The organism is Anaerococcus ihuae (genome assembly GCF_928368155.1).
Classification (GTDB): Bacteria; Bacillota; Clostridia; order Tissierellales; family Peptoniphilaceae; genus Anaerococcus; species Anaerococcus ihuae.
In genome coordinates, this window is the sequence record NZ_CAKMRU010000001.1 from 688,713 (window position 1) to 713,621 (window position 24,909).

29 protein-coding genes are annotated in these 24,909 nt (G+C 26.9%); 1 reads left to right on the forward strand and 28 read right to left on the reverse strand.

The features are described from left to right. Positions 1–6: 6 nt before the first annotated feature. The 22 genes from L6653_RS03295 to efp form a co-directional block, all read right to left on the reverse strand. Positions 7–243, reverse strand: coding sequence for a V-type ATP synthase subunit F (locus tag L6653_RS03295; RefSeq protein ID WP_236785504.1), 237 nt, complete (start codon positions 241–243; stop codon positions 7–9). 1 nt (position 244) lies between these two features. Continuing rightward, positions 245–670, reverse strand: a complete 426-nt coding sequence (locus L6653_RS03300; RefSeq protein ID WP_236785505.1) for an ATP synthase subunit C — start codon at positions 668–670, stop codon at positions 245–247. Positions 671–680: 10 nt separating this feature from the next. Continuing rightward, complete coding sequence (locus L6653_RS03305) at positions 681–2,093, reverse strand: V-type ATP synthase subunit I (protein WP_236785506.1); 1,413 nt, start codon at positions 2,091–2,093, stop codon at positions 681–683. A gap of 15 nt (positions 2,094–2,108) precedes the next feature. After that, positions 2,109–2,981, reverse strand: coding sequence for a V-type ATP synthase subunit I domain-containing protein (locus L6653_RS03310; protein WP_236785507.1), 873 nt, complete (start codon positions 2,979–2,981; stop codon positions 2,109–2,111). 4 nt (positions 2,982–2,985) lie between these two features. Next, the gene (locus tag L6653_RS03315; RefSeq protein WP_236785508.1) at positions 2,986–3,963 is read right to left on the reverse strand and encodes a V0D/AC39 family V-type ATPase subunit; all 978 of its coding nucleotides are present in this window, start codon (positions 3,961–3,963) and stop codon (positions 2,986–2,988) included. Between the two features lie 21 nt (positions 3,964–3,984). Then, complete coding sequence (gene miaB / locus L6653_RS03320; protein ID WP_236785509.1) at positions 3,985–5,337, reverse strand: tRNA (N6-isopentenyl adenosine(37)-C2)-methylthiotransferase MiaB; 1,353 nt, start codon at positions 5,335–5,337, stop codon at positions 3,985–3,987. Between the two features lie 70 nt (positions 5,338–5,407). After that, entirely contained in the window at positions 5,408–7,483 is a 2,076-nt protein-coding gene (locus tag L6653_RS03325) for a bifunctional 4-hydroxy-3-methylbut-2-enyl diphosphate reductase/30S ribosomal protein S1 (RefSeq protein ID WP_236785510.1), read from the reverse strand. A 1-nt stretch (position 7,484) separates the two neighbouring features. After that, positions 7,485–8,075: a lysophospholipid acyltransferase family protein gene (locus L6653_RS03330; RefSeq protein ID WP_236785511.1), complete on the reverse strand. Its 591-nt coding sequence runs from the start codon at positions 8,073–8,075 to the stop codon at positions 7,485–7,487. Next, a complete protein-coding gene (cmk, locus tag L6653_RS03335) occupies positions 8,065–8,715 on the reverse strand; it encodes a (d)CMP kinase (RefSeq protein ID WP_236785512.1) in 651 nt (216 codons plus the stop codon). Before cmk ends, L6653_RS03330 begins: the two co-directional genes overlap by 11 nt. Beyond that, positions 8,708–9,928 (reverse strand): BaiN/RdsA family NAD(P)/FAD-dependent oxidoreductase, encoded by a 1,221-nt coding sequence (locus L6653_RS03340; RefSeq protein WP_236785513.1) that lies wholly within the window; start codon positions 9,926–9,928, stop codon positions 8,708–8,710. Before L6653_RS03340 ends, cmk begins: the two co-directional genes overlap by 8 nt. A gap of 4 nt (positions 9,929–9,932) precedes the next feature. Then, positions 9,933–10,628, reverse strand: coding sequence for a pseudouridine synthase (locus tag L6653_RS03345; RefSeq protein ID WP_236785514.1), 696 nt, complete (start codon positions 10,626–10,628; stop codon positions 9,933–9,935). Next, on the reverse strand, positions 10,618–11,154 hold the full coding sequence (scpB, locus tag L6653_RS03350) for an SMC-Scp complex subunit ScpB (RefSeq protein ID WP_236785515.1): 537 nt from the start codon (positions 11,152–11,154) through the stop codon (positions 10,618–10,620). The genes L6653_RS03345 and scpB overlap by 11 nt, the downstream gene beginning before the upstream one ends. Continuing rightward, entirely contained in the window at positions 11,147–11,860 is a 714-nt protein-coding gene (locus L6653_RS03355) for a segregation and condensation protein A (protein WP_236785516.1), read from the reverse strand. The genes scpB and L6653_RS03355 overlap by 8 nt, the downstream gene beginning before the upstream one ends. Beyond that, positions 11,850–12,389: an NUDIX hydrolase gene (locus L6653_RS03360; RefSeq protein WP_058990310.1), complete on the reverse strand. Its 540-nt coding sequence runs from the start codon at positions 12,387–12,389 to the stop codon at positions 11,850–11,852. The genes L6653_RS03355 and L6653_RS03360 overlap by 11 nt, the downstream gene beginning before the upstream one ends. A 1-nt stretch (position 12,390) precedes the next feature. Continuing rightward, on the reverse strand, positions 12,391–14,079 hold the full coding sequence (gene recN, locus L6653_RS03365; protein WP_236785517.1) for a DNA repair protein RecN: 1,689 nt from the start codon (positions 14,077–14,079) through the stop codon (positions 12,391–12,393). Continuing rightward, positions 14,080–14,532: an arginine repressor gene (locus L6653_RS03370; protein WP_236785518.1), complete on the reverse strand. Its 453-nt coding sequence runs from the start codon at positions 14,530–14,532 to the stop codon at positions 14,080–14,082. It lies immediately after the preceding gene. Beyond that, on the reverse strand, positions 14,529–15,362 hold the full coding sequence (locus L6653_RS03375) for a polyprenyl synthetase family protein (RefSeq protein ID WP_236785519.1): 834 nt from the start codon (positions 15,360–15,362) through the stop codon (positions 14,529–14,531). The genes L6653_RS03370 and L6653_RS03375 overlap by 4 nt, the downstream gene beginning before the upstream one ends. Next, positions 15,355–15,549 (reverse strand): exodeoxyribonuclease VII small subunit, encoded by a 195-nt coding sequence (gene xseB, locus L6653_RS03380; protein ID WP_236785520.1) that lies wholly within the window; start codon positions 15,547–15,549, stop codon positions 15,355–15,357. The genes L6653_RS03375 and xseB overlap by 8 nt, the downstream gene beginning before the upstream one ends. After that, positions 15,539–16,720, reverse strand: coding sequence for an exodeoxyribonuclease VII large subunit (xseA, locus tag L6653_RS03385; protein ID WP_236785521.1), 1,182 nt, complete (start codon positions 16,718–16,720; stop codon positions 15,539–15,541). The genes xseB and xseA overlap by 11 nt, the downstream gene beginning before the upstream one ends. Next, positions 16,721–17,110 carry a transcription antitermination factor NusB gene (nusB, locus tag L6653_RS03390; RefSeq protein WP_236785522.1) on the reverse strand — a complete coding sequence of 130 codons (390 nt, stop codon included), beginning with the start codon at positions 17,108–17,110 and terminating at the stop codon, positions 16,721–16,723. It abuts the gene before it with no gap. Continuing rightward, complete coding sequence (locus L6653_RS03395; RefSeq protein WP_236785523.1) at positions 17,107–17,421, reverse strand: Asp23/Gls24 family envelope stress response protein; 315 nt, start codon at positions 17,419–17,421, stop codon at positions 17,107–17,109. The genes nusB and L6653_RS03395 overlap by 4 nt, the downstream gene beginning before the upstream one ends. A 10-nt stretch (positions 17,422–17,431) precedes the next feature. After that, complete coding sequence (efp, locus tag L6653_RS03400; RefSeq protein ID WP_236785524.1) at positions 17,432–17,989, reverse strand: elongation factor P; 558 nt, start codon at positions 17,987–17,989, stop codon at positions 17,432–17,434. Between the two features lie 140 nt (positions 17,990–18,129). Here efp and L6653_RS03405 point away from each other — a divergent pair, with 140 nt between their 5' ends. Further along, positions 18,130–19,305 carry a nucleotidyltransferase family protein gene (locus tag L6653_RS03405; RefSeq protein ID WP_236785525.1) on the forward strand — a complete coding sequence of 392 codons (1,176 nt, stop codon included), beginning with the start codon at positions 18,130–18,132 and terminating at the stop codon, positions 19,303–19,305. An 11-nt stretch (positions 19,306–19,316) separates the two neighbouring features. On the opposite strand, the gene L6653_RS03410 is transcribed toward L6653_RS03405, so the two are convergent. Genes L6653_RS03410 through L6653_RS03435 form a run of 6 tightly spaced genes read right to left on the reverse strand, consistent with a single transcriptional unit; the run spans position 19,317 to position 24,747 of the window. Then, entirely contained in the window at positions 19,317–19,799 is a 483-nt protein-coding gene (locus L6653_RS03410) for an ATPase (RefSeq protein WP_049690913.1), read from the reverse strand. Beyond that, the gene (coaD, locus tag L6653_RS03415) at positions 19,786–20,292 is read right to left on the reverse strand and encodes a pantetheine-phosphate adenylyltransferase (protein ID WP_236785526.1); all 507 of its coding nucleotides are present in this window, start codon (positions 20,290–20,292) and stop codon (positions 19,786–19,788) included. Before coaD ends, L6653_RS03410 begins: the two co-directional genes overlap by 14 nt. Beyond that, positions 20,270–20,830, reverse strand: coding sequence for a 16S rRNA (guanine(966)-N(2))-methyltransferase RsmD (gene rsmD, locus L6653_RS03420; RefSeq protein ID WP_236785527.1), 561 nt, complete (start codon positions 20,828–20,830; stop codon positions 20,270–20,272). The genes coaD and rsmD overlap by 23 nt, the downstream gene beginning before the upstream one ends. Continuing rightward, positions 20,830–22,809, reverse strand: coding sequence for an ATP-dependent DNA helicase RecG (locus L6653_RS03425; protein WP_236785528.1), 1,980 nt, complete (start codon positions 22,807–22,809; stop codon positions 20,830–20,832). The genes rsmD and L6653_RS03425 overlap by 1 nt, the downstream gene beginning before the upstream one ends. Before the next feature lie 5 nt (positions 22,810–22,814). Next, positions 22,815–24,386 carry a DAK2 domain-containing protein gene (locus L6653_RS03430; RefSeq protein WP_236785529.1) on the reverse strand — a complete coding sequence of 524 codons (1,572 nt, stop codon included), beginning with the start codon at positions 24,384–24,386 and terminating at the stop codon, positions 22,815–22,817. Between the two features lie 7 nt (positions 24,387–24,393). Next, the gene (locus L6653_RS03435; protein WP_236785530.1) at positions 24,394–24,747 is read right to left on the reverse strand and encodes an Asp23/Gls24 family envelope stress response protein; all 354 of its coding nucleotides are present in this window, start codon (positions 24,745–24,747) and stop codon (positions 24,394–24,396) included. Positions 24,748–24,909: the final 162 nt, after the last annotated feature.

Below are 24,909 nucleotides of genomic sequence, written 5' to 3' on the forward strand. Positions count from 1 at the left end.
CCTTTACTAATCCAAAACTACCACTAAAGGAGTAGCATTTTCTACCCTATAATTTTCAACTTCTTCTTTAATTTTCTCATAACAATCTTTTGAGAAAATAATTAAAGCTAAATCTTTTTCTTTAGTAAATTTTTTGAAATTATAAGATATATCTTCTTTATTTTCTACAATTTGACCATCTATTCCCCCAAGCCTAAAACCAAGAAGAAAAGACATGTCATTTGTTATAATTTTTGCTTTCATTTTAAGCGAATAAAATCATTATAGAAATAATTACACCAAAGATTGCAATACCTTCAGCAAGTCCTACAAAAATTATTGTTCTACCAAGAATTGAAGCATCTTCTGATATAGCTCCAAGAGCAGCTGATCCTACTTGGCCTACTGCATATCCTGTACCAATTGTTGCAAGACCTGTTGATAAAGCTGCACCAATATATTTTAAACCATTTGAAGCTTGGCTAGCATTTCCCGCTGCAGCTGCCTTTACACCGTTTGGTAAAACTAAAACCAAAATCATTACCATTATTGGTAAAAATGTAGATAAATTAATTTTTAATGCTTTTCTAATTTTTTCTTTTGATGAATCTTTGTTGTTTTTTAATAGGTATAAACCTGAATAAATTGTAATTACTACGCAAGCTAATGCTAATATTGAAATTAAAATCATTACTATCTCCTTATAATTTACTTATTGGACTAAACTTTTGTCCATCTCCCTTATAATATTTACTAAACATTTCGTAAAATTCTAACCTTAATCCTTGAATAAAAACTATCATCCCTTCAAGACCAATAATTAAAATATTTCCTAGTATTAAAATTATTATTCCTATAAATCCACCACCAACAAGTTTACTCATAACTTCAAATGCCATATATAAACCAACGTGATTTATTGCAAAAGCACCAACCCTTGTAAAGGAAACTAAATTTGAGAAAACTGAAAGCAAGGCTTCAATTATAGAAAATGAACTTTCTATATAATAATCAGAACTTGACTTGTCATAAATTGGATGTATATCTAAAAGCTTTCTTGAAATTGGTTGCTTAAATATCATTAAAACTATTGATAAGATAAGCGAAATTATTGAAACAGGCATAGGTATCGGATTTACTTTTACTATATTTAATATGATTAAAATAAATGAAATCATCATAATTAATCCTGCTATACCTTCTTTTCCAAAAAATCCTTCTTCCAAATCTTTTTGCTTGTGAAGTTTATTATATATTCCTAAAATATAGGATATAAAAAGCAAAATAACTCCAAAAGCAACCGAAGCAACTAAAACTTTTAGAATATTATCGAATGGTTTTATTAATAATGTTGGTATCAAATCTTCAATTCCAAAAAATGACCCATACATCAAGCCAAAAAATGATGCTGAAAATCCTATTCTTCTCACTAATTGACCAAAGATTTTATTTTTCTTTTCTATTAAAAAGCTAGCTAGAACAAATATAAGACCTTGTCCCAAATCTCCAAACATCAATCCATACAAAAGCATATAAGTTATTGCAAAAAATCCTGTTGGATCAAGTTCATTGTAATTTGGAGCACCATACATATTTACTAAAAATTCAAAGGGTCTAGCTATCTTATTGTTTTTTAACTTAGTGGGTGGATTGGCTATTGTCTGGCTATTTTTTTTTTGATCGACTAAGCTGTCTTCATACTTGTCGACTGTATCCTTAACCACTTGTAATTTTGATTGTGGTACCCATCCTGATAAATAAAAATATTTTCTTCCCTTAAGCATTTTATCCTTAAGTTTAGAAGATTTTTTATAAAAATCAATTGTTTTTGGAAGATTTTTCAAATCATCTATATTTTCTTCCTTGATTTTTTCAAGTTTTTTATTTACTTCTTCGAGCTTTTCTTGATTTTCTTTATATTCTTTTTTTATTTGCTCAAGACTTGATTTTTCTGGAATTTCCTTATCAATAAAACCAAGCGATGATATTGTTCTATTTACTTCATCTTCTACACTTTTAGGATAAACTAAGAGGTAGTCTTCATTACCACTTTCAATTGATTGGTTTAAATTATTATTCTTATCTTTAAAGCCCAATCTCTCCAATAATTTCATAAAACCTCCTTTCTCCTAACTAATTATTTTTTCAAAAAATTCTTTGACTATACTATCTTTCGTAGACTCAAAAATCTTTCCACTTTCTGATTTTCTCTTGTCATAGAATTTTTCTATTTCTTTATTTTTCAAGTCAGCTTGTTTTAAAATATCATCATAAATTTTACTAGAATCATCTTTAGTTTTCTTTTCATATTGTTTTGTCAAATCAATACTTACATTGTTGACGTTATCTTTTTCATTTTTGATAATATTATCAGTATCATATCTTAATTTGCTTGTTTCATCATCAATGCTATAAATACTCTTTAATGCTTCTTTATTTATATTAATATCAGGATCATTTTTTTGTAAGTGAATGATTAATGACGGTATAGATTCATAGTTATTTTTCAAAATAAACCTACCATCCTTACTTACTTCCCCAAGCCTATAGTTAAAATAATTAAGATTTCTTATCTTATTAATATCTATTTCTTCATTTTCCAAGGCTTGTAGGTTATTAATGTATTGTTCGAGCTTTTTGTTTCTTTCTTCTAATTCTTTTTTCTTTTCTATATTTTCTTCAAAAACTTTTAATAAATCTCTAAGTTTTTCTTCATTAATTCTTTTACCCTCAGATGAATCTTCAAGGTTTAAAAATTCTTTTATATCCTCAAGATCTTTTATAAAGGAAGAATCAGTTTTTTCAAAACTTTCCAAATCATTAAAATCTTCAGTTTTATCAATATTTTCTTCACTTGCCCTAATAGAAAATTCCCTGTTTTGTATTTGTCTAAAAGCATCAACTTGGTCAAATTCATCTATATCTATCAAATCTTCAAGAAAATCATCTAGGTTTTCAAGTCTTGCCATAATATTAACCAAGTGCATTTTTTCGACAGCCATATTATCACCTCTTTATTATATAATGCTTCTTTTCGTCCTTATCAAAAGTTTGATCAAATTCTAGAATACTAGTTATATTTTTATTTGAAATTGTCATCATATCAACTATATAAATCAATTTTAATAAATCATACTTTGAATTTTCCAATTTTTTGGAATTTTCACTTAATAAATCTTCTTTTGCCTTATAAAAATTATAGGTCGATAAGAATAAATCTTTATATTGACTATTTAAAATTTCTTCTTTAAACTCATTCAATGTTAAATTTGACAATTTCTTTAAATCATCTGTTTTCAAATATTTACCACCCTCAATCAAATAATTAAATATCTCATAATTATTTAATACAAAGTAGTTTTTCAACCTAAATAACATCTCTATATTGAAAATATCAATCTTTCTTCCAATAAAATCTCTAAGATTACTGTCTATTTTTTTTGGAAGTTTTTTACATTCATCCAAAAGATCCCTATAATAAAATTTATTTAGAGCATTGGAAATTAGAAATATTATTGAATCCCTTTCCATGTTTTCATTTAAAAACGGTAAGAGGGTTCTATAATATCTTGTTGGCTTTGATTTTTCGATGAAACTTTTAAAATCATCATCTTTTGACACATTTATATCATGAGAAAATTTTTCTCTTTTAATAATATCCAAACTGTCAGTTAAATGGTCATTGATTATAGCTTGAATTATTAATTGCATAAGCTGAACTTCAAAACTTGAAATATATTTTAAAAAGAAATTTTTCTCTTCACCTTTTAAAAATTTCAAAAATGAATGTATATCATCATATAATTTGTTTGAAAGATAAATTTCTAAATCTTTTTTCGAATTTACATTAGGTATTTCACTGTTATTATTTCGAATTACATCTATTTTTCTTTCAAAACTATCTTCATATAATAAATCTCTGCAAATTTCTTTGCTAGGTAATTTGCCATATTTAGCTTTTGCCCTAACTACATAAGCTTTCATAAAGCCTTCTTTCTTAAATTCTTAATCTAAGTGACCTGAAATAGTAAATGAAGTGTTATCAGTGATTTTCACCTTAACTATTTGTCCTATTAATTTCTTATCTGCTTTTACATGAACTAGTTTATAAGTGTCTGTTCTACCAGTCAAAACATCTTTATTATTTTTACTTTCTGATTCCAATAAAACATCAACAACTTTACCAACATATTCTTTGTTTTTTTCATTAAAAATTGGATAAAGGGTATCCAGTAATCTATCAAACCTATCTTGAACAATTTTATCATCTATTGGATCAAGTTTTGCTGCTTTTGTTTTTGGCCTTGGAGAATATTTAAAGGTAAAGGCTGTATCAAAGCCAACTTTTCTACAAACATCTAATGTATCTTGGAAATCTTCTTCAGTTTCAGTAGGATAGCCCACAATAATATCAGTAGAAATTGCAATACCCGGAATTTCTTCTTTTAATTTTCTAGCTTTTTCTAAATATTGTTCTTTGTTGTATTTTCTATTCATATCTTTAAGAACTTTATCAGAACCTGATTGCATAGGTAGGTGAAAATAATTACATATATTGTCATTTTCTTTCATTACCCTTATTAAATCATCGGATAAATCCTTTGGATGGCTTGTTGTAAATCTTAATCTTTGAAGACCTTCAATTTTTGCACATCTTTCCAAAAGCTCAGGAAAAGTTACATTAAAATCAGACTTATTTCCATAGGAATTTACATTTTGTCCCAAAAGAGTTACTTCTTTATATCCATTTTTAACCAAATTTTCAATCTCTTCAATAATATGAGATGGCCTTCTACTTTCTTCCCTTCCCCTTGATTGTGGAACTATACAATATGAACAGAAATTATCGCATCCTGTCATAATATTTACATATGCTTGAAAATTATTTTTGCTGTTATAGTTTACATAATCATCTTTGACATTATCTTCAGATACATCTATTACTCTCTCTCCAGTTTCTAAATATTTAAATAAAAGATCTGGTAGAGAATTTATATTTTTTGTCCCAAAAATTATATCAACTTCTCTATGTTTTTTTTCTATAACTTCTCTTGCAACACTTGTTTGCATCATACAACCTGAAACAGCTATAATTTTTTCTGGATTTTCTTCTTTTAATTTTTTCAAACTAGAAACTTGACCATAAAGTTTTAATTCTGCATTTTCTCTTACAAGACAAGTATTAAATAAAATAAAATCTGCTTCATTTCTGTCTTCAGTAAGCGTGTATCCTAAGTCTTCAAGGATATAGGATATTCTTTCAGAATCATGCTCATTCATCTGGCAACCAAAGGTTGTTATATTATATTTTTTCCCTTTAAAATAATTCTTATATTTTTCATTATATTTTAATTGCATATATCTCCTTAAAGCTAAAAAAGAGATGATTTAAACCATCTCTTTTTGTGTAATTGTAATTTATCAGCTATTATTCTTCAGTAGAATCTTCGTCTTCTATTTCTATACCTGATAATACTTCTTCTATAGCAAATCCAATGTTATTGTTTAAGTCGTTATCACCAAATTCATTATTTGATTCTTTCTTTTCAGCTTTTCTTTTAGCTTTAGCATTAGATCTGTTTTTGTTTTCTTCAAAATTTCTTCTTGGTTTTCTTTCACTTCTTTCTGGAGCTTCTTTTAAAGCTTTCATTGAAAGACCAATTTTTTCTTCTTCTGGGTCGATGCTTAAGATTTTTACTTCTACTTCATCTCCAACATTTAATTCATCAGATGGTTTTTCAACGTGATCCCATGAAATTTCAGAAACGTGAATTAAACCTTCAACACCTTCGCTTACTTCTACAAAGGCACCAAAGTCAAGTAAATTTACAACTTTACCTGTTATAACATCTCCTACTTCATGTTCATTTGCAAATTCAGCAAATGGTTTTTCAAGAAGTTGTTTTCTACCTAGAGAAATTCTATTTTTTTCTTTATTAAGTTTTAAAATTTTAACTTCAATGTCATCGCCAATGTTTAGTACATCTCTTGGGTGTTCAACTCTTGTCCAAGCTATATCAGAAACATGAAGTAATCCATCAAGGCTTCCTATTTCAACGAAAGCACCAAAGTCAGTTAATCTTGCTACTTTTCCTGTTATAACTTGTCCTTCTTCTAATTCATCCCATTGTTCATCAAGTTTTTCTTCAACAATATCTTTTCTTGATAAAACTAGACGATTTTTTCTCTCATCTATTGAAATGATTTTTAAATCCCAATGTTCACCAACAAATTTTTTGAAGTTTTTAACAAAATATGGTGCAATTTGACTTGCTGGAACAAATCCGTTTATTCCCATAACTTTTGCAGTTAAACCACCTTTGTTAGATCCTGTAATATCACCTTCAACAGTTTGATCATTTTCAAAAGCTTCTCTTAGAGTTTTCCAGTTTTTCATTCCTTCTACTCTTCTTGTAGATAAAGCTACGTTTCCTTCACCATCATCAAGTTTTATAACATAAACTTCAATTTCTTGACCAATTTCAAAATGATCTTTTGGATTTTCACTTTGTTCTTCAGTCATTTCGTCAAGTTTTACAATACCATCAGCACGATATTGAATATCTACAAAAACTTCATCATCCTTCACATCAATAATTGTTCCGTTAATAACATCTCTTGGGTATATTTTTTTCATACTGTCTTCAATGCTATTCATTAATTCTTCATTTGTTAAATCATCCATCCTATTAACTACCTCCTCGATAACCTGATCTGGTGTGGACGCACCAGCGATTACCCCTATTATATTAAAATTTGAGAGCTTTTGCAAAGGTAGATCTTTAACAGTTTCTATTCTTTTAACATTTTTACAATACTTTTGTGCTATTTGATAAAGCTTGTTTGTATTTGAACTATTAAAACCACCAACAACAATCATACAATCAACTTCTTTAGAAAGGCTCTTACATGCTTCTTGCCTTAATCTTGTAGCATTGCAGATTGTATTTTCTATTACTACATCATCATTCGTCTTCTCTAACTCATGAGCAATATTCTCAAAAAAATCAATTCTGTTTGTTGTTTGACTAACAACATAAAGTTTTGACATATTTGTAATATTTTTTGCTTCAGTCTCATTCTTAATTATTATACCATTATTTACGTAAGATGCCATAGCTTTTATTTCAGGATGTTCTTTATCCCCAATAATTATTATGGTATAACCTTCATTTTCTTTTTCTTTTATTTTTTTATAAATGTTTAATAAAACTGGGCAAGTTGCATCAAATACTTCATTAGAATTTTCTCTAAGATCTTTTTTTAATTTTTCACTTACCCCATGGCTTCTTATAACAATTTGTGAATTTTCTAAATTTAAAGCTTCTTTTTCATCAATTACACCTACGCCCTTTTCCTCAAGCATTTTTACTTGAGTAGGATTGTGTACCAAGGGTCCAAGTGTGTATGTTGTTATATTTTTTTCGCTTGCTTTATTTGCAAGATCTACACTTCTTCTAACTCCATTACAAAAGCCAGAATTTTTTGCTACTATTACTTTCATCTCAAACCTTTCTTAAAAATTTGTGATTTTCATACATTTTCTCATAAGTTTCATCCATTATTTTTTCCATCGCATCTTTTGATTTTAAATTTTTAAAATCTTCAATTTTTACTATATTTTTTATATACAAGTCTGTTTTAAAAAATGGCTTATAAGAAGATATGATTTCTATTGTTAATATATCAGTTTTTGATTTAAGTGCAATATATCCTGCTCCATCTTTTATATTTTCTCTCTTTATTTCTTTTACTCGTGTACCTTCTGGAAATATTCCCAAAATTTTTCCTGATTTTATTAATTTTATTGAATCTCTTAAAACTGACAAATCTTTTCCATTTCTTTGAGCAGGTATGGCTTTTAAAAATTTTAAGATATTTTTTAAAATAGGCACTTCAAACAATTCTTTTTTTGCAATAAAGTGAACTTGCCTATCTAAGGCTAGAGCTATAAAAACTGGATCAAGCAAAGACTTATGATTTGCACATACTATATATTTTTCATTTTCAGGAATTTTTTCAACACCATGAACCTTAATTCTAAACAAAGGAGTTGCAATTATTCTAAGTATTGAATAGATAAACCTATAAAACATCTTCTCTATCCATTTTTCTTAAAATTTCATCTATAGTTTCATCTATTGTAAGATTTGATGAATCAATTTCTATTGCATCCTTTGCTTTTTTTAATGGGGAAATTTCTCTGTGTGAGTCAATATAGTCTCTTTTTTCTATATCTTTTTGAATTTCTTCTAAAGATTTATCTATTTCATTTTGCTCATATCGTCTTTTCGCCCTAACTTCACTTGATGCTACTAGGAAAAATTTATATTTTGCATTTGGAAAAACTACGGTTCCTATATCACGTCCATCGAGAATTATAGATTTATTTTCTGAGATTTTTCTTTGCAAATCTACCAAATATTTACGCACAAGTGGGATTGATGAAACCCAAGATACATTTTCAGTTACAATTTTATTTCTAATTTCTTCGCTTACATCTTTTTCATTTAAAAATACCCTATCTTCATTTATATCTATTTTTATATTTTTAAGAAAATTAAGGTCAATTTGGTCTTCATTTTTTATCCCATTTTCCAAAAAATATAGGGTCAAGGCCCTGTACATTGAGCCAGTATTTAGGTATGAAATGTTTAATTTTTTTGACAAAATATTTGCTATTGTACTTTTTCCTGATCCACTTGGACCATCCAAAGCTATAATAAATTTACTCATAAACCCTCCTTAAATCTTTTGCACAAGCAAAAGCTTGTGAAAATGCTATTTGTAAATTATATCCACCAGTAAGGCAATCTACATCAGTTACTTCTCCTACAAAATAAAGGCCTGAGACTTTTTTTGATTCCATACTTTTTGGATTAAGCTCTTTGCAGTCAACTCCTCCTGAAGTTATAACAGCATTTTTAATTGGAGAAAGTCCTGCAAAATTCAAATTAAAGTGTTTAATTTCATCAATAAGCCTATACCTTTCTTCTTTTGTAATTTGATTTGCTTTTGTGTGATAGTCTATTTCTGCTCTTTTTAAAACTACATCAACAAAGGCATTTAATAGTAATTTTTTTAAAATATTTCCAATATCCTTGTTAGAATTATTTTCAAAATCTCTAATTAATCTATTATCAAGCTTTTCAAAATCAAGTCCTGCTTTTAGGTCAATATAAATGTTTTTCACCTTTTCTCTGTTGATTAATGATGACATAGTTAATACAATTGGTCCTGTGATAAATTTTTTCCCAATGAGCATCTCACCAAATTCCCTATAATTTTTCTTTTCACATTCTACATTTAAACTTACATTTTTTAAAGAAATTCCATTTAAGGAGTCCAAATCATTACCGGATATTTTTATAGGACAAAGTCCTGGTTTTTGACTTATAATATTGTGAGAAAGATCTTTTGCAAATTTGTAACCATCACCGTTTGAACCTGTCAAAGGATAAGAAAGTCCTCCTGTTGCAATTACCACTTTATCAAATTCATAAACATTCTTATTTGTTTTTACAATAAATTTATTTGACTCTTTTTTAACCTTTTGAACATTTTCATTTAATTTCAAATCTATTTTTTTGTCAACTAATAATTTTTCAAATAATTTTATTACATCACTGGACTTTTCACTTTTTGGAAATACCCTGTCTCCTCTTTGAACTGTAAGCTTTAAACCTTGATTTTCAAAAAAATCCATAAGAGCGTAATTATCAAAATTTGTAAATGATGAGTACATAAATTTCTTATTTACTATTATATTATCCAAAAATTCATCAAAAAATTTGGCATTTGTAATATTACACCTGCCTTTTCCAGTTATGAATAACTTTTTCCCTATTTTTTCATTTTTTTCTATAAGGATTATTTTATTTTTTTCATCTTTAGCATTTATAGCAGTGAAAATCCCGCTAGCTCCTGCTCCTATTATTCCTATATCCATAATTTTATAAACTTTCTAAATATTTTAATTCACTTTTACTAAGCTTTTTATATGATCCGTCTTTTAAATTGCCAAGTTCAATTTCTCCAATTTTAATTCTTTTTAAATCCAAAACTTTTACACCAAAATAAGAAAACATTCTTCTAACTTGTCTATTATATCCTTGATGAATTATTACCTTATATAGAATTTGATTTTTATCAATCAAAGAAATTTTTGCCTTACTTGTTATCTCTTTTTCGGATAATTTAATTGATTTTTTAAATTTTTGTTCTTCATTATCTGATAATTTTTTATCAACTTTTACAATATATGTTTTATTAATTTCCTTACTTGGATGAATTATTTTGTTGGTAATATTTCCATCGTTTGTAATAAGCATAAGGCCATGACTATCTTTATCAAGTCTTCCAGCACAAAAAAATCTCCCATCAATTTTTATTAACTCATTTAAGTCTTTTTTATTGTGGGGATCGTAATTTGATGAAATATAGCCAAGAGGTTTATTTAATTTATAATAAAAATTTTCTTGTATTTTTAAAATTTCGCCATTTATTTTAACTTCATCGCCATCTTTTACCTGGTAAGATAAGTCTTCGAGTTTTTTCCCATTTACAAAAACAAGACCATTTTTTATATATTCTTCACTTTTTCTTCTTGAAGCAAGGCCTGTTTTTGCTATAAATTTATTAATCCTCATCTAATTCACCCACTATTTCTTCATCAATTTTTGGCAATTGATCAAGACTTGTTATATTAAAATATTTCAAAAATAAATCAGTTGTTACATAAATTATTGGCTTTCCTATCTTATCAAGCCTACCATTTTCTCTTATTAATTTTTTATCCAAAAGAGAATCAATGGTTGATTGGGATTTAACTCCTCTTATTTTATCTATTTCAGCCCTAGTTATTGGCTGTTTGTAGGCGATAATTGATAGGGTTTCGAGTGAAGAATTAGATAAGTTTTTTTCAGATTTTTTTACTATATTTGAAATATATTTTTCATGTTCTGACCTAGTTGAAAATTGATATTTATTTTCATATTTTTTAATAATAAGACCAGATAAATTTTCATTTCTTTCTTCCATCATTTCATAAATTGCCCTTCTTATTTCAGATTTTTCAGCGTCATAAATGATTTTTGAAAGGTCATTAATATCAATTGGCTCACCCCAAATATATAAAATTTCTTCAATAATTCCTTTTAAATAAGTACTATCCATCTTTTTCCCTTTTTATTATTAAAAACTCGTTTGTATTTTCTTCTTCTAGGTAAATTTCTTTTAATCTTACAAGCTCTAGTAGTGCCAAAAAGGTTCCAATACAAGCTACTTTTGATTTTATCTCATCAGTTATTTTATTTAACCTTATTGATTTTGTAAATTTTAAAGTGTTTCTTATTTTTTTAATATAATCATTTACATCAAGTCTTTTTATAGACTTAATTAGGTCTGGTTTTTCTATTTTTTCGTTTTTATAGGCTTTGATTAGTTTTGTAAACTCATTTTTTAAAATATTTACATCTTTGGCTATTATTTCATCTTCACTTTTATATTGTGATAAGTCTTCTTGATATTTTGTAAAATATGATTTTGCTTCATTTTCTAAAATTTTCAAATCATCTTCTACACTTTTTATTTTTTTGTATTCTATAAGATAGGAAATAAAATCTTCCTCTATCGTATCATCCTTTTCCTTTGGCATTAATTTGCTGGATTTTATGTATAACAAAATAGAAGATATATAAATAAACTCACTTAATTGATCAAGAGGAATATCCATTTCATTGATAGCCTCCATATAAGGGCTTGTTATATCTTCTATTTTTATGTCATAAATATCTACTTTTTGTTTTTCAATAAGTTTTAACAAAACATCAAAAGGTCCTGTGTAAACTTCTAAATCAATATTTAAACTATTATTTTTCATCAATTAATCTTTTTGCATACATTACAGCAATAATTGTTTTTGCATCTGTAATTTCACCATTTATAACCATGTTATAAATATCGTCTATTTTAAATGATTTTCTTTCCAAAAATTCATCTTCATCTTCTTCTAGTTTAGATTCTTCTAAATTTTTTGCTAAAAAGAAAGATAATTTGTCATTTGTAAAACCTGGAGATGCATGCATATCAAATAAATATTCTATATCCAAAGGTTTATAGCCAATTTCTTCTTGCAATTCTCTTTTTGCAGTGTCAATTGGTTTTTCATTTGCTTCAACAAGACCTGCTGGAATTTCTAGAGTAAATTCATCTATAGCTTTTCTATATTGGCGAACCAAATAAATAGAATCCTCACCATCAAAAGCAATAATTCCTACTCCCTTCATATGGTCAACTATTTCTCTTTTTGAATATTTTTTATCAGGCATTTCTACAGTTTCAACTCTTAGTGAAAGAATTTTGCCTTCATAGATATTATCTACTTTTATCGTTTTTTCATAATTATCCATATTATTTTCCTTTTCTTAAATTATTAGCCATATCAATCATTTCTTTGGCAGATTCTAGGGTTTTATTGGTTATATCAACTCCTGCCAATAATCTTGCTATCTCTTTTGTCCTATCATCTCCCTTAATATTTGTAGATTTAGATATGGTCAAATCTTTTTCATCATATTTTTCTATTAGGATATGATTTGTTGAAAGGGATGCAATTTGTGGAAGATGGCTTATGGCAAGAATTTGCCTTTCTTTTGATAGGTCAAGAATTTTTTCTCCAACAATTTGTGCAGTTCTTCCACTTATTCCTTGATCAATTTCATCAAATATCATAGTATCAATTTTATCATAATCTGCAAATATTTTTTTAAAGGATAAAACTATACGAGAAACTTCTCCTCCAGATGCAGTTTTTGATAAGGATTTTAAGTCTTCACCCTTGTTAGTTTTGATTAGAAAATCTATATCATCAATTCCATTTGAATCTATATTTTTCTTTTTAAATAAGACCTTAAAATCTCCATTTACAATATTTAGTGATTGAATTTCGCTTTTAATTTCTTTTTCTAGATTTTTCGACTTATCTTTTCTTATTTTTGAAAGTTCTTTAGACTTCTCTTCTAATTTTTTATCAATTTCCTTAATATCTTTGTCGATATTTTTTTTAAAATCAGAGATTTTTTCTAATTCTTTAAGCCTTAAAGAAATTTTATCGTAATATTTTAAAATATCTTCTATATTATTACCATATTTTCTTTTTAAATCAAAAAGTTTTTGATTTATCATCTCAAGTTCATAAAGTCTTTCAGGATTTTGATCAAGATTTTCCTTATAAGAATCAAGCTCAGAATAAATTTCATTTGCCAAATCAATTAGGGTATAAATTTTATCATTTACTTCTTCTATACTTTTATCAATTCCAGAAAATTCTGAAAGATTTGAAGAAAGACTCGCTAGAAGGGAACTTATACTTACTTGGTCATAGTCAAATGAAGAAATTAATTCTTCACTTTTTTCTATACTTTCCCTAAGCTCAGTTATTGAATTTAATTTCTTATATTCTTGGTCTATTTCTTCTTCATTTAAATTTAACAAATCAATTTGTTCTATATCATCAATTTGATAATTTATTAGCTCTTTTTCCCTTAAAACTTCTTCGTCAGTCAAATTAAAATTTTCAAATTTTTTTAGTAAATCATTTTTTTCTTTATATAATCTACTAATTTCATTTTTTAAATTAATATCATTGTCAGTTTTTTTATAGGCATCAATTATATCTATGTAGTTATCTTTATCCATAAATATATTTGAATCGCCTTGTTTATAAATATCTATAAGTAAAACTGAAATTTCCTTAACCAAGGAAAGATTTGTAACTCTTCCATTAATTCTAATGGATGATGATTGTTGGTTTATAGTTCTTGTAATTATTAGCTTATTATCATCAAAAGTTATATCTTTGTTTTCTAATTTTTTTATGGTTTCATTATCTAGATCAAAAACTGCTTCAATAATTGTCTTATCATCAAATTTTCCAATTATATCCTTGTTCGCCCTTTTACCCAAAACTATATTTATAGCCTCAAGTATCAAACTTTTTCCAGATCCAGTTTCCCCAGACAAAACATTAAATCCACTATCAAAAAACAAATGATCTCTTTTAATAATTACTAGGTTATTTATAAATAACTCAGCTAACACTTACTTCACCATACTTCTTAAAGTTTCAATTAAATCGTCAATTTCGTCAATATTTTTTGGTGTTATAAATATTGTATCAAGGCCTGTTACAATTCCACCAATATTTTCAAGTTTTGCATTTGTAATAAATAGACCACAAACAGTTGCCGTATAAGAAATAGTTTTGATTACAACTAATTGATAGGATCTCTCTACAGAAAGAACAGATTCTTTGAATATCTTTTCCATTCTTTCGTTTAAGGAATCATAAACTGTATCAATTACAGTATATTTGTAATCATAATCATCAGTTTGAACTTTTGAAATTCTAAGTTCTTTTATATCTCTAGATATGGTAGCTTGGGTTGCATCTACTCCTTGATTCTTTAATAAGTTTGAAAGTTGACTTTGTGTTTTTACTTCATTATTTTGAATTATATCTAAAATAAGTCTTTGTCTAGTATACTTTTTCATTTAATCCTCTCTGTTAAATAATCAATTAAATAAATATGAAAATCATTGTCCTTAAAGTCTTTAATATTTTCTTTTGCTTTTTTATTAAAGTCTAACAGTAATTTTTTTGCTTCATCCATCGAAATACAGGATAAAATATTTAATTCAATTTCATCATATTTGTCCAAAATATCATCTTGCAATTGGAAGGAAAGTCCCAAATAATATGCATAGTCTTCAAGTTTTTTGATTTTTTCATCACTAACTCCTGCATAAAGACCTGCCATTACCAAAGCTGCCATAAAAAGTCTTGCAGTCTTGTTTTTATAAACATCTAAAACATAGGATAAATCTACATTTTTATCAGCTTTTATATCAAAAACTTGGCCCTTTATCATCCCTTCTTTGCCAGAAGCCTTTGCCAAATATTTTCCAGGCAAAAGAAAACGTTGGTCATATACACTCAAGTCTAGAATATTTTCAAAAGCAAAGGTTAAGAGACTATCCCCAACCAAAACTGCTAAATTTTCTCCAAATTTTTTGTGAACTGTAAGCTTTCCTCTCCTGTAATCATCATTATCCATGCAAGGCATATCATCATGAACCAAGGAATATGCATGAATCATTTCAAGACAAAGTGCTAAATCGATTATTTTTTCATCAATTGCCTCTTTTCCCAAAAGCATTTTTACAGTTTCTAAAAATACAAGGGGTCTAATTCTTTTTCCTGAATCACTTGCATAAACTAAGGCTTCACTTAGAGGATTATCATCCTTAAATTTTTTTGCCATTGCCTTGTCGATAAGATTTTTATCATTTATTAAAATTTTATCAAATATTTCTTTATTCATTTTCGTCATTATTAATTATTTCAACCTTCGCCTTATAATCATTGATTTGATTATTTAGTTTATCGTAAATTTCTTTTGCCTCTTTATAAATTTCAAGGCTTTTATCAATATTATCCTTATTATTTTCTAAATCTTTAAGCAAAGACTCCATTTTTTTGTAATTTTCTTCAAAAGTATTATCCATCATAAATCTCAGCTTTCACTTCTCCATCTGCAAATATTATTTTTACCTTATCCTTATTTTTTAAAGAATACTTTGAATAAATAAATTTTCCATCTCTATCTTTAACAAAAATACTTTTTTTTCTAATATCCAAAATAGATTTTAAAGAATCAAGTTTTAAACCCAACATTGAAAGATTATTTTCTTTTTCTTCTATATTTTTTTCTAAATTATTTTTGATTTTTTCAAAAATATCATCTAAGTTTTTAGTCTTAGAGTCTAATAAATTATCAAGACTATAAGAGTTGAGTTTTACTTTCATATTTTTAAGCTTTAATTCTTTAATTTCAATATTTCTATCGACAGTCTTTTTTATATCTATAAAAATTTTATTTATTTGATCTTTAATTTTTTTGTAATTTCTAACCAAAAAAGAGCCCGCTTCTGTAGGTGTTTGTAAGGATAAATCACTTACTAAGTCTGTCAAAGACAAGTCGATTTTATGGCCTATGGCAGAAATTATTGGACTTTTTGCTTGGTAAATTTTTTCTACAAGATCTTTTTCATTAAAAACTTTCAAATCTTCCTTGCTCCCACCACCACGGGTTAGGACAATTGCATCCAGATTTTTTTTATCAAGAATATCTATTGCATTAATTATTTCATTTTTTGCACTTAATCCTTGAACCTTAACTGGATACAAAAATATATTTATGTCAGATATTTCTTTGTTTATAACTGAAAGAAAATCAACTATGGCGGCTGATTTGTCTGATGTTATAAGGCCAATATTTTTAGGATAATCGCATATGGTTTTCTTTATACTTTCGTCAAAATAACCTTTTTTATAAAAGTCTTCCTTGATTTTTAAAAATTTTATATATTCTTCTGACAGACCCTTTTTCTCTATATTTTTTACTGATATAGAAATTTTAGAAAAAAAGTTGTTGTATATAAGATTTCCATCAACAACAACTTCATCTCCATTATTGTATTGATCCAAATTTTTATCTTCATAATAATAAATTACACAATCAATAATTTCATTATCTTCTTTTAATGAAAAATATACGTGATTGTGAGAAATTTTATAATTGGCTATTTCACCTTTTATACTTATATTTTGAAATAAAGGATCGTGTTTAAAGGAAGTTTTTATATATTGATTAAGCTGTTTTACACTTAAAGATTTCAATTATTTTCTCTTTTCTGCAATTTTTCCTAATACACTATTTATAAACTTATAACCATCGCTTGTAGAATATTCTTTTGCTATATTTACAGCTTCATTGATAGATACACTTACTGGAATTTCTAAATTCTCAAATTCATTTACACTCAAAAATAAAATTGCCCTATCAACTTTTGAAAGTCTTTTTAGTCCACTTGCTCCTATTTGACCCGTAATTATTTTTTCTAGTTTTTCAAAATTTTCTACATAGGATTTTAAAGATTCATATAAAAATGAATCTTTATTTAAATCTATTTCATGATTAATAAGGGCTTGGTCGATATCTTCAATATTTTTAATTTGGTCTTCAAAAATTAATTTAAAGGTCCAATCTCTTTGTTTTTTTCTATTCATTGTAATTTTAAACTATCAACTTCGACATTGACTCTTTTTACTTTTAAGCCAGTCATAGTTTCAACTTGTCTTTTTACATTTTCTTGAACGTTTTTAATAGTTTTTCTTACATTCACATCTGCATTAAGCACAAGATTTAAGTCAATAATTACAAAACCATCCATTACAGATATTTTTGTATTTTTAGCTTCTTTATTGGATTTTGTATTTGTTTCAATTACACCATTTATTTCAAGAGATGCCTTATTTGCTATAGCTTCAATGGTCTCATTTGCAATTTTAACACTTCCAAATTTAAAACTTCTAGTCATTCTTTCTCCTTTATACTCTGGATAAATATTCCCCTTTTCTTGTATCAATTTTTATAACATCTCCCTCATTTACAAAAACTGGTACATTTATAACAGCTCCTGTTTCAACTTCTGCAGGTTTTGTTACATTTGTTGCTGTATCACCTTTGATTGCAGGTTCTGTTTTAATAACTTCAAGTTCTACAAAATTTGGTGCTTCAATAGAAAAAGGTTTATTCTTATAAAATCTCATTGTTGCTGTATCATTTTCTTTAATGTAAGGAATTGCTTCAGAAATAGCATCCTTATCTACTGGAATTTGCTCAAAAGTTTCTGGATCCATAAAATAATACAATTGACCATCATTGTATAAGTATTGCATTTCCTTTGTAGAAATTATTGCTTGTTCAAACTTTTCATTTGGGTTAAAAGTTACATCCTTATTTCCACCTTGCATTACAGATTTTATTTTTGCCCTAACAAAAGCTGCACCCTTACCTGGTTTTACGTGTTGGAAATCAATTACTTGATAAACGTCCCCATCATATTCAAAAGTTATCCCTTTTCTTAAATCATTTGCTGATATCATAAATCCTCCTAATCGGTCTTTTTCTAATATTATACCACTATTATTAGCTTTTTTAAATTTAAATGTAAAATTATGTAATAAATAGAAATATTTTTTCACTTTATTTTTTTCTATTTGATATAATAAATAAAGGAGTTATTATGAAAAAATTAGCAATAATATCAGAATACAATCCGTTTCATAACGGCCACAATTACATACAAAAAAAAGCAAGAGAAATTACAAGTGCAGATATATTGATTTCTATAATGAGTGGAGATTTTGTTCAAAGAGGCGAAATTAGCCTAATAGATAAATATAAAAGGGCAAATGCTGCCATGATTTCAGCAGATCTCGTTATAGAAATGCCTTCATTTATTTCTTTACAATCTGCAAATTTATTTGCCAAAAAAAATATAGAAATTTTAAGCAAATTACAAGTTGATTATCTTGCATTTGGAATTGAAAATATAAATGAGGAAGAATTTTTTAAAACTTGTGAAAAATTATTTGATAATAAAGATAAGATAAATAAAAATATAAAAAATTATCTAGACCAAGGAATGTCCTATGCCAAAGCCTCCTATCTTTCATCAATTAAATATGTTAAAAATGAAAAATTTTTTTCAGCTAACAATATTCTTGCCCTAGAATATATTAGGGGGATTAAAAATTTAAATTCAAATATAAAGCCTATTCCTATAAAAAGGCTAAAATCTATGAACAAGGATGAAAATTTAAAGTCTGATTTTTTTGCATCATCAAGCTCAATTAGAAATAATATAAGTGATAAGAAAATAAAAGACTACCTTCCTGAAATTTCCTACAACTTTATAAATGAATTTAAAAATACTTATTCATTTTTTCCAAAAAATAATTATTTGTATAATTATTTTAGATATAAAATTCTTATTGAAGAAAAAAATATGATAGATATTTTGTGCTTCGAAGAAGGTATGGATAATTATCTTATAAAAAAAGCTAAAGAAAATAAATCTTATGAAGATTTTATTAAAAACTCCACAAGTCAAAGATTTACAAGTTCAAGAATAAAAAGACTTATGATTAATTATTTACTAGATAACAAAACTTTTTTAAACAAAATTGATATTAATTTCATAAAAATTCTTGCCTTTAACGAAAAAGCCTTAAATTTATTTAGAGAAACTGACCTTGAAATTGTTATTCAAAAAAAAGATACGGAAAAATTAGATAAGCACAATAAAATAATTTACAATCAAATAATCAAAGCCTCAAACCTATATTCACTAGTTCTAGGAAGAGATTTTAATTACGATTACAAGCAAAAAATATCAATAAAAAAATCCTCATGCTAGAGGATTTTTTTTTATTTTTGATTTAATATATGTTGTTTATTTTTTTCCAATGATTGAGCCAATTGGTTGAAGTTTTCACTTGATTTTGTAAATAATTGGTCAATGTATTGGTAAGATTGTTGTTTAATTTTATTTGCTTCTTGGTTAGCTTCTTCAAGAATTCTTTGAGCTTCTTGTCTAGCTTGAGCAGTTATCTGATGTTCAGAAATCATTCTTTGATATTGACTTTTAGCTTGTTCTTTGAAATTTTTAATTTCATTATTTGCATTTTCAACTTTAGATCTTGCTTCATTATCAGCTTCTTGAAGAATTCTTTCTTTTTCATCATTAATCCATTGAGCATTTTTAATTTCTGTTGGTAGAGAATCTCTCATATCCCTAACTATTTCAAAAATTTCGTCTGGATCTACAGAAACTTTTCTTGAAAATGGTACTGAACTAGCATTGTCCATTATATCTTCAATTTCATCAATAAGTTCATTAATATTTGCCATTATTTTTTCCTCCTAGATTATTTTTTTCATATATAGCTTTTTTTACATTTTTTGATACAAATTTAGATACATCTCCACCAAAACTAGCTAGCTCTCTTACTCCGCTTGAACTTATAAACGAGAATTTTGGGTCAGAAAGTAAAAATATAGTTTCAAGACCTGGGTAAAGATTAGTATTGAATTGAGCAATATTCATCTCATACTCATAATCTGCAATAGCCCTAATTCCCCTAACTATTATTTTTGAATTTTCTTTTTTCGCAAAATCGACCAATAAACCTTCAAATGTTTTTACTTTTACATTTTCTAATTTACATTCTTCAATATCTTTTTCTATTAATTGTTTTCTCTCTTTAATTGAGAAAAGAGAGTGCTTGGCTTCATTTATCAATATAGCAATGACTACCTCATCAAACATATCATTTAATCTTTTAATTATATCTAAATGTCCGATTGTAATAGGATCAAAGCTACCTGGATATATCACTTTCATAGCAATAAATTTTTATGATTTTCCTTCCATATTTTTTCTCTTTAATTAATTTCAAATTAGTCATATAAGAAAAATCAATATCCCTATCTGATTCGCTTATTATTATACCATTTTTATTCAACAAATGGTAGGCTAATATAGTTTCTAGACTAATTTTCAAATAATCTTCTTTGTAAGGAGGATCCAAATATATGTAGTCAAAAGTTTTATTGTCATCTTTTAAAATTTCTAAAACTTTTCTAAAATCCCCTCTTATGCATTTAGCATTTTCACTTTTTGTCTTTTCAATATTTTCTTTTAGTATCCTATAATTAGAATTATTTAATTCACCAAAAACAACTTCCTTTGCCCCATGAGATAAAAATTCAATTCCCATTTGTCCAGTACATGAAAACAAATCAAGTACTGTATAGTCTTCTTTAAAAGGATAAAGCATAGCCATTACAGCTTCCTTGACCTTATTATCCGTTGGTCTAGAATTATTTGATTTTGGTGATTTTAAATTGAATCCCTTATATTTTCCAGCTACTACTCTCATTAATTTAACACTATCCTCTTATCTATATTAAAATATTTTTCCAAGTAAGTAAAATTTACCCCATCAAAATTATTATTTTTTAAATAAGTAAAAATTTTAAAACAAAGATCAATTTCATCTTCTTTTAAATTTAGATAATTTAAATCATCAAGATTTTTCCCATGTTGGATTGTAGATAAAATTTTACCTGCTCCCCTTAATTTTAAATCTTTTTTTGCGATTTCAAAGCCATCATTTGAATTCTTAATAATATTTAACTTAGATCTTTCATCAATTTTTTTACTTATCAAATAACAATAAGATTTGTGTTCTCCCCTACCAATTCTTCCCCTAAGTTGGTGAAGAGAAGACAAACCAAAATTATTAGCATTGTAAATTATCATACTGTTTGCATTGGATACATCTATTCCAACTTCTATTACAGTTGTAGAAATTAATATATCAATTTTACCATCTGAAAAATCTTTTAAAATCCTCTCTTTTTGATCTGCTTTTAGTTTTCCGTGAAGTTTTTCAATACGAGCATTTTTGAAATTTTTCTTATAACGTTTGTATAGGTTTTCTAGACTATTTTCGTCATCACTATCAATAGAATCACTAACTACATAAACTTGTCTTCTCCTATCGATAAAATCACTGATTTTAAAAAATAAGCTAGATTCCATAGATAAAAGCACAAGCTCTGTTATAATTTCTCCTCTTCCCTTAGGTAGCTCTGTAATTTGAGATAAGTCTAAGAGCTTTTTCATCTTTAAAAAAAGAGTCCTTGGAATTGGAGTAGCTGTCATTGTTAGATAATTTGCATCATTCCCCTTTTCATACAAGGCCTGTCGTTGTCTAACTCCAAATCTGTGCTGCTCATCAGCAACTATAAGTTTTAAATTTTTAAATTCAACATCTTCAACAATAAGAGCATGAGTTCCAATAACTATATCAATTTGACCATTTTTTATTTTTTCTTTAATTTCATCCTTATTTTTAACAGATGAAGTTAATAGACAAACCTTCAAACCAAAACTTTCAATAAGTTTTTTATTTTTTTCATATTGTTGAATAGCCAAAACTTCTGTAGGCACCATCATACAAGTTTGGTAGGAATTTATAGAAAAAATAATCATAGCTATCAAGGCAACTATGGTTTTTCCACTTCCAACATCTCCACACAAAAGCCTGTTCATAATTGACTTACTTGTTGAATCATTTAAAATTTCACACAATGCCTTATACTGGCTCGCAGTTAATTTAAAATCAAGTCTATTTAAAATGCATTCTAAATCGAAATCCAATTTTAAATCTTGGTAGGAGTTTTCTTTTTGCATTAAATAGATAAAAATCAATTCCTTCAAAAAATCAATAATTTTTATCTGACTCTTAGCTTTTTTTAATTTTTCTATACTAGTTGGAAAATGAATTTCTCTAAGATTTGTAAGTTTATCAGAAAATTCAAATTGATCAAGAACCTTTTTATCTAATAAAACTTCTTCTTGATTAAAATTATCCAATGCCTGCCCAATAAAATCTGATAAATTTTTATTATTTATTGACTTTGTCAATGGATAAATTGGAACTATATTTCCAATTCTATTATCTTCAAGGTTAGAAAATTCTGGATTATGACACTCAAATTCATAACCATTTTTTATGATTTTTGTATAAAATTTATATGTTTTTCCAATTTTTAAGGATCTTGGTGAAAATTTGTCGTTAAAAAATACTATTTTTATCCTTTTATCATTTTCACTAGCATAAAGATAAGAAATAGAAAACTTTTTACTATAATTTATATAAGGTTTTGATTCGATTTTCCATTCATAATAGTGTTTATTTCCATCAAGACCATGGGATAAGTCAAATTTTTTTGACCTATCCTCATACTCCCTAGGATAATAATTATATAAATCTTCAACCTTATAAATAGATAATTTAGACAAATATTCTTTTTTCTTTTTTCCTATACCTTTAAGATCCAAAAGATCCATCTATCTTACTCCAAGGTAATTGTATAATAATATAGAGGTTGTCCGCCATAAATTAATTCAACATCGCAGTCTTTGAATTTCTTTTGAACAAATTTTTGAAGTTTTTTAGCATCTTTATCTTCTATATCCTCACCATAGTAAATAGTAATTAAAGATGTATCAGAATCTACAGCCTTCTCCAAAGTTTCCCTTGCGGTTTTTTCTATAGTTTTTTTGCTAGTTACTATATTATTATCAACAATTCCTATAAATTCATCTTTTCTAATTTCAACATTATTAACAATAGTATCCCTAACAGCTATAGTAACTTCACATATTCTAACATCTTCAATAGCATCATTGAAATTTTCCATATTTTGATCTAGTGACTCATCTTCATCAAAAGATAAAAGTGCAGAAAAGGATTCAGGAATCGACCTTGTTTCAACAACCCTACAAGTCTTATCAGATAAATCACAAGCTTGTTTGGCGCTCATTATAATGTTCTTATTATTTGGGAATATTATTATATTTTCACTATCAACTTTTTCAATTGCCTTATATATATCTTCAGTTGATGGGTTCATTGTTTGTCCACCAGCTATAATTTTATCAACATTTAAACTTTCAAAGACTTTATCATAGCCTTTTCCCCTAGAAACAGCTATAAATCCATATTTTTTAGCAGGTTTTTTGTTGATTTTAATATCATTTAAAACGTCAGGATTTGTATTTTCAATATTCATATTTAAAACTTGACCATATGAAGAAACTTTTTCTAACAAATCTCTAATACTATCACAATCAAAAGAAAGATTTAAAATTCCATTGTCAAAATTTTCAGACAAAGAAGTAGATATTTCATTTAATTTTTCAAGCAATTCATCTTTTTCATCTTCTCCGATGCTAATAGATAAATCAACATTATAATCCTTTGAAGGCAAATCCTCAATTTCTATTTCTGATAGGTCAGTTTCAATATCAATATCACCATTTAAAGCTTTCAAAGCTCCTTCAAGCAAAAACATCAATCCTTGTCCACCAGAGTCAACGACTTTAGCTTCCTTTAATACTGGAAGTAAATTCGGAGTATCAAGAAGAGCTTTTTGACCTGCACCTATAATTTTATATAGGTATTTGTCTATATCAATATTATTCTCAAAAGAATTATTAGCCTCTTCAGCCATCAACCTTGATACTGTCAATATTGTTCCTTCTGTAGGCTTCATTACAGCTTTATATGCAGTTTTATTTGCAGTATCAAAAATTTCTTTTATAATTTCTCCATCTATAGTGTCATGACCTTTCAAGGCTTTTGACATACCACGACAAAGCTGGGATAAAATTACACCAGAGTTTCCCCTAGCCCCCATCAAAGTTCCTTGACTTAAAGCTTTAGCTATATCATAGCAAGATGATGATTCAATTTCCTTTACTCTTTCTACACCAGATTTCATTGTCATAGTCATGTTAGTACCTGTATCACCATCAGGAACAGGGAATACATTTAAACTATCGACAACATCTCTTTTTTCATTAAGAAGTTCAAAAGCTTTAATAATCAAAGTTTTGAACTTTTTACTATCGATTTTCTTCATATTTCTCCTAACTTCTTATTCCTTGAACTAAAATATTTACACTTGATACACCAACATTAAGAGAATGTTCTACATTGTATTTAACATTTTCAATGATATTTTGGCACACAACTGCTATTCTTACACCATAATTTAAAAATAATGATATATCTATTGTTACAGATCCATCTATATTTCTAACAACTTTTACGCCTCTGTTCATATTTTCAATGCCTAAAAGTTTATATAATCCATCTTTAGTACTTCTGCTCGCAAGACCCACAACCCCGTAGGATTCCATTACAGAAGCTGCAGCAATATTTGCAATTACTGTTTCTGAAATACTAACTTTACCGTAATTGTTTTTATACTTAATTGCCATAAACTCCTCCATTTTAGTTTTAATATATAAAATATTATACCACAAATAAAAAATTATTATAATTTAGTAAAAATTTTCATTGAAATTTCAAAATATTTTTTTCAAATAATAAATTAAAATTTTTAAATTTTCGCACAAAAAAAGGATGAGCTAAGTCATCCT

What these genes read in the sequence shown, in the direction of transcription:
- L6653_RS03295 (WP_236785504.1), bottom strand. Translation starts at nt 243, where the DNA reads ATGAAAGCAAAAATTATAACAAATGACATGTCTTTTCTTCTTGGTTTT.
- L6653_RS03300 (WP_236785505.1), bottom strand. Translation starts at nt 670, where the DNA reads ATGATTTTAATTTCAATATTAGCATTAGCTTGCGTAGTAATTACAATT.
- L6653_RS03305 (WP_236785506.1), bottom strand. Translation starts at nt 2,093, where the DNA reads ATGAAATTATTGGAGAGATTGGGCTTTAAAGATAAGAATAATAATTTA.
- L6653_RS03310 (WP_236785507.1), bottom strand. Translation starts at nt 2,981, where the DNA reads ATGGCTGTCGAAAAAATGCACTTGGTTAATATTATGGCAAGACTTGAA.
- L6653_RS03315 (WP_236785508.1), bottom strand. Translation starts at nt 3,963, where the DNA reads ATGAAAGCTTATGTAGTTAGGGCAAAAGCTAAATATGGCAAATTACCT.
- miaB (WP_236785509.1), bottom strand. Translation starts at nt 5,337, where the DNA reads ATGCAATTAAAATATAATGAAAAATATAAGAATTATTTTAAAGGGAAA.
- L6653_RS03325 (WP_236785510.1), bottom strand. Translation starts at nt 7,483, where the DNA reads ATGAAAGTAATAGTAGCAAAAAATTCTGGCTTTTGTAATGGAGTTAGA.
- L6653_RS03330 (WP_236785511.1), bottom strand. Translation starts at nt 8,075, where the DNA reads ATGTTTTATAGGTTTATCTATTCAATACTTAGAATAATTGCAACTCCT.
- cmk (WP_236785512.1), bottom strand. Translation starts at nt 8,715, where the DNA reads ATGAGTAAATTTATTATAGCTTTGGATGGTCCAAGTGGATCAGGAAAA.
- L6653_RS03340 (WP_236785513.1), bottom strand. Translation starts at nt 9,928, where the DNA reads ATGGATATAGGAATAATAGGAGCAGGAGCTAGCGGGATTTTCACTGCT.
- L6653_RS03345 (WP_236785514.1), bottom strand. Translation starts at nt 10,628, where the DNA reads ATGAGGATTAATAAATTTATAGCAAAAACAGGCCTTGCTTCAAGAAGA.
- scpB (WP_236785515.1), bottom strand. Translation starts at nt 11,154, where the DNA reads ATGGATAGTACTTATTTAAAAGGAATTATTGAAGAAATTTTATATATT.
- L6653_RS03355 (WP_236785516.1), bottom strand. Translation starts at nt 11,860, where the DNA reads ATGAAAAATAATAGTTTAAATATTGATTTAGAAGTTTACACAGGACCT.
- L6653_RS03360 (WP_058990310.1), bottom strand. Translation starts at nt 12,389, where the DNA reads ATGGATAATTATGAAAAAACGATAAAAGTAGATAATATCTATGAAGGC.
- L6653_RS03370 (WP_236785518.1), bottom strand. Translation starts at nt 14,532, where the DNA reads ATGAAAAAGTATACTAGACAAAGACTTATTTTAGATATAATTCAAAAT.
- L6653_RS03375 (WP_236785519.1), bottom strand. Translation starts at nt 15,362, where the DNA reads ATGAATAAAGAAATATTTGATAAAATTTTAATAAATGATAAAAATCTT.
- xseB (WP_236785520.1), bottom strand. Translation starts at nt 15,549, where the DNA reads ATGATGGATAATACTTTTGAAGAAAATTACAAAAAAATGGAGTCTTTG.
- nusB (WP_236785522.1), bottom strand. Translation starts at nt 17,110, where the DNA reads ATGAATAGAAAAAAACAAAGAGATTGGACCTTTAAATTAATTTTTGAA.
- L6653_RS03395 (WP_236785523.1), bottom strand. Translation starts at nt 17,421, where the DNA reads ATGACTAGAAGTTTTAAATTTGGAAGTGTTAAAATTGCAAATGAGACC.
- efp (WP_236785524.1), bottom strand. Translation starts at nt 17,989, where the DNA reads ATGATATCAGCAAATGATTTAAGAAAAGGGATAACTTTTGAATATGAT.
- L6653_RS03405 (WP_236785525.1), top strand. Translation starts at nt 18,130, where the DNA reads ATGAAAAAATTAGCAATAATATCAGAATACAATCCGTTTCATAACGGC.
- L6653_RS03410 (WP_049690913.1), bottom strand. Translation starts at nt 19,799, where the DNA reads ATGGCAAATATTAATGAACTTATTGATGAAATTGAAGATATAATGGAC.
- coaD (WP_236785526.1), bottom strand. Translation starts at nt 20,292, where the DNA reads ATGAAAGTGATATATCCAGGTAGCTTTGATCCTATTACAATCGGACAT.
- rsmD (WP_236785527.1), bottom strand. Translation starts at nt 20,830, where the DNA reads ATGAGAGTAGTAGCTGGAAAATATAAGGGATTCAATTTAAAATCACCA.
- L6653_RS03425 (WP_236785528.1), bottom strand. Translation starts at nt 22,809, where the DNA reads ATGGATCTTTTGGATCTTAAAGGTATAGGAAAAAAGAAAAAAGAATAT.
- L6653_RS03430 (WP_236785529.1), bottom strand. Translation starts at nt 24,386, where the DNA reads ATGAAGAAAATCGATAGTAAAAAGTTCAAAACTTTGATTATTAAAGCT.
- L6653_RS03435 (WP_236785530.1), bottom strand. Translation starts at nt 24,747, where the DNA reads ATGGCAATTAAGTATAAAAACAATTACGGTAAAGTTAGTATTTCAGAA.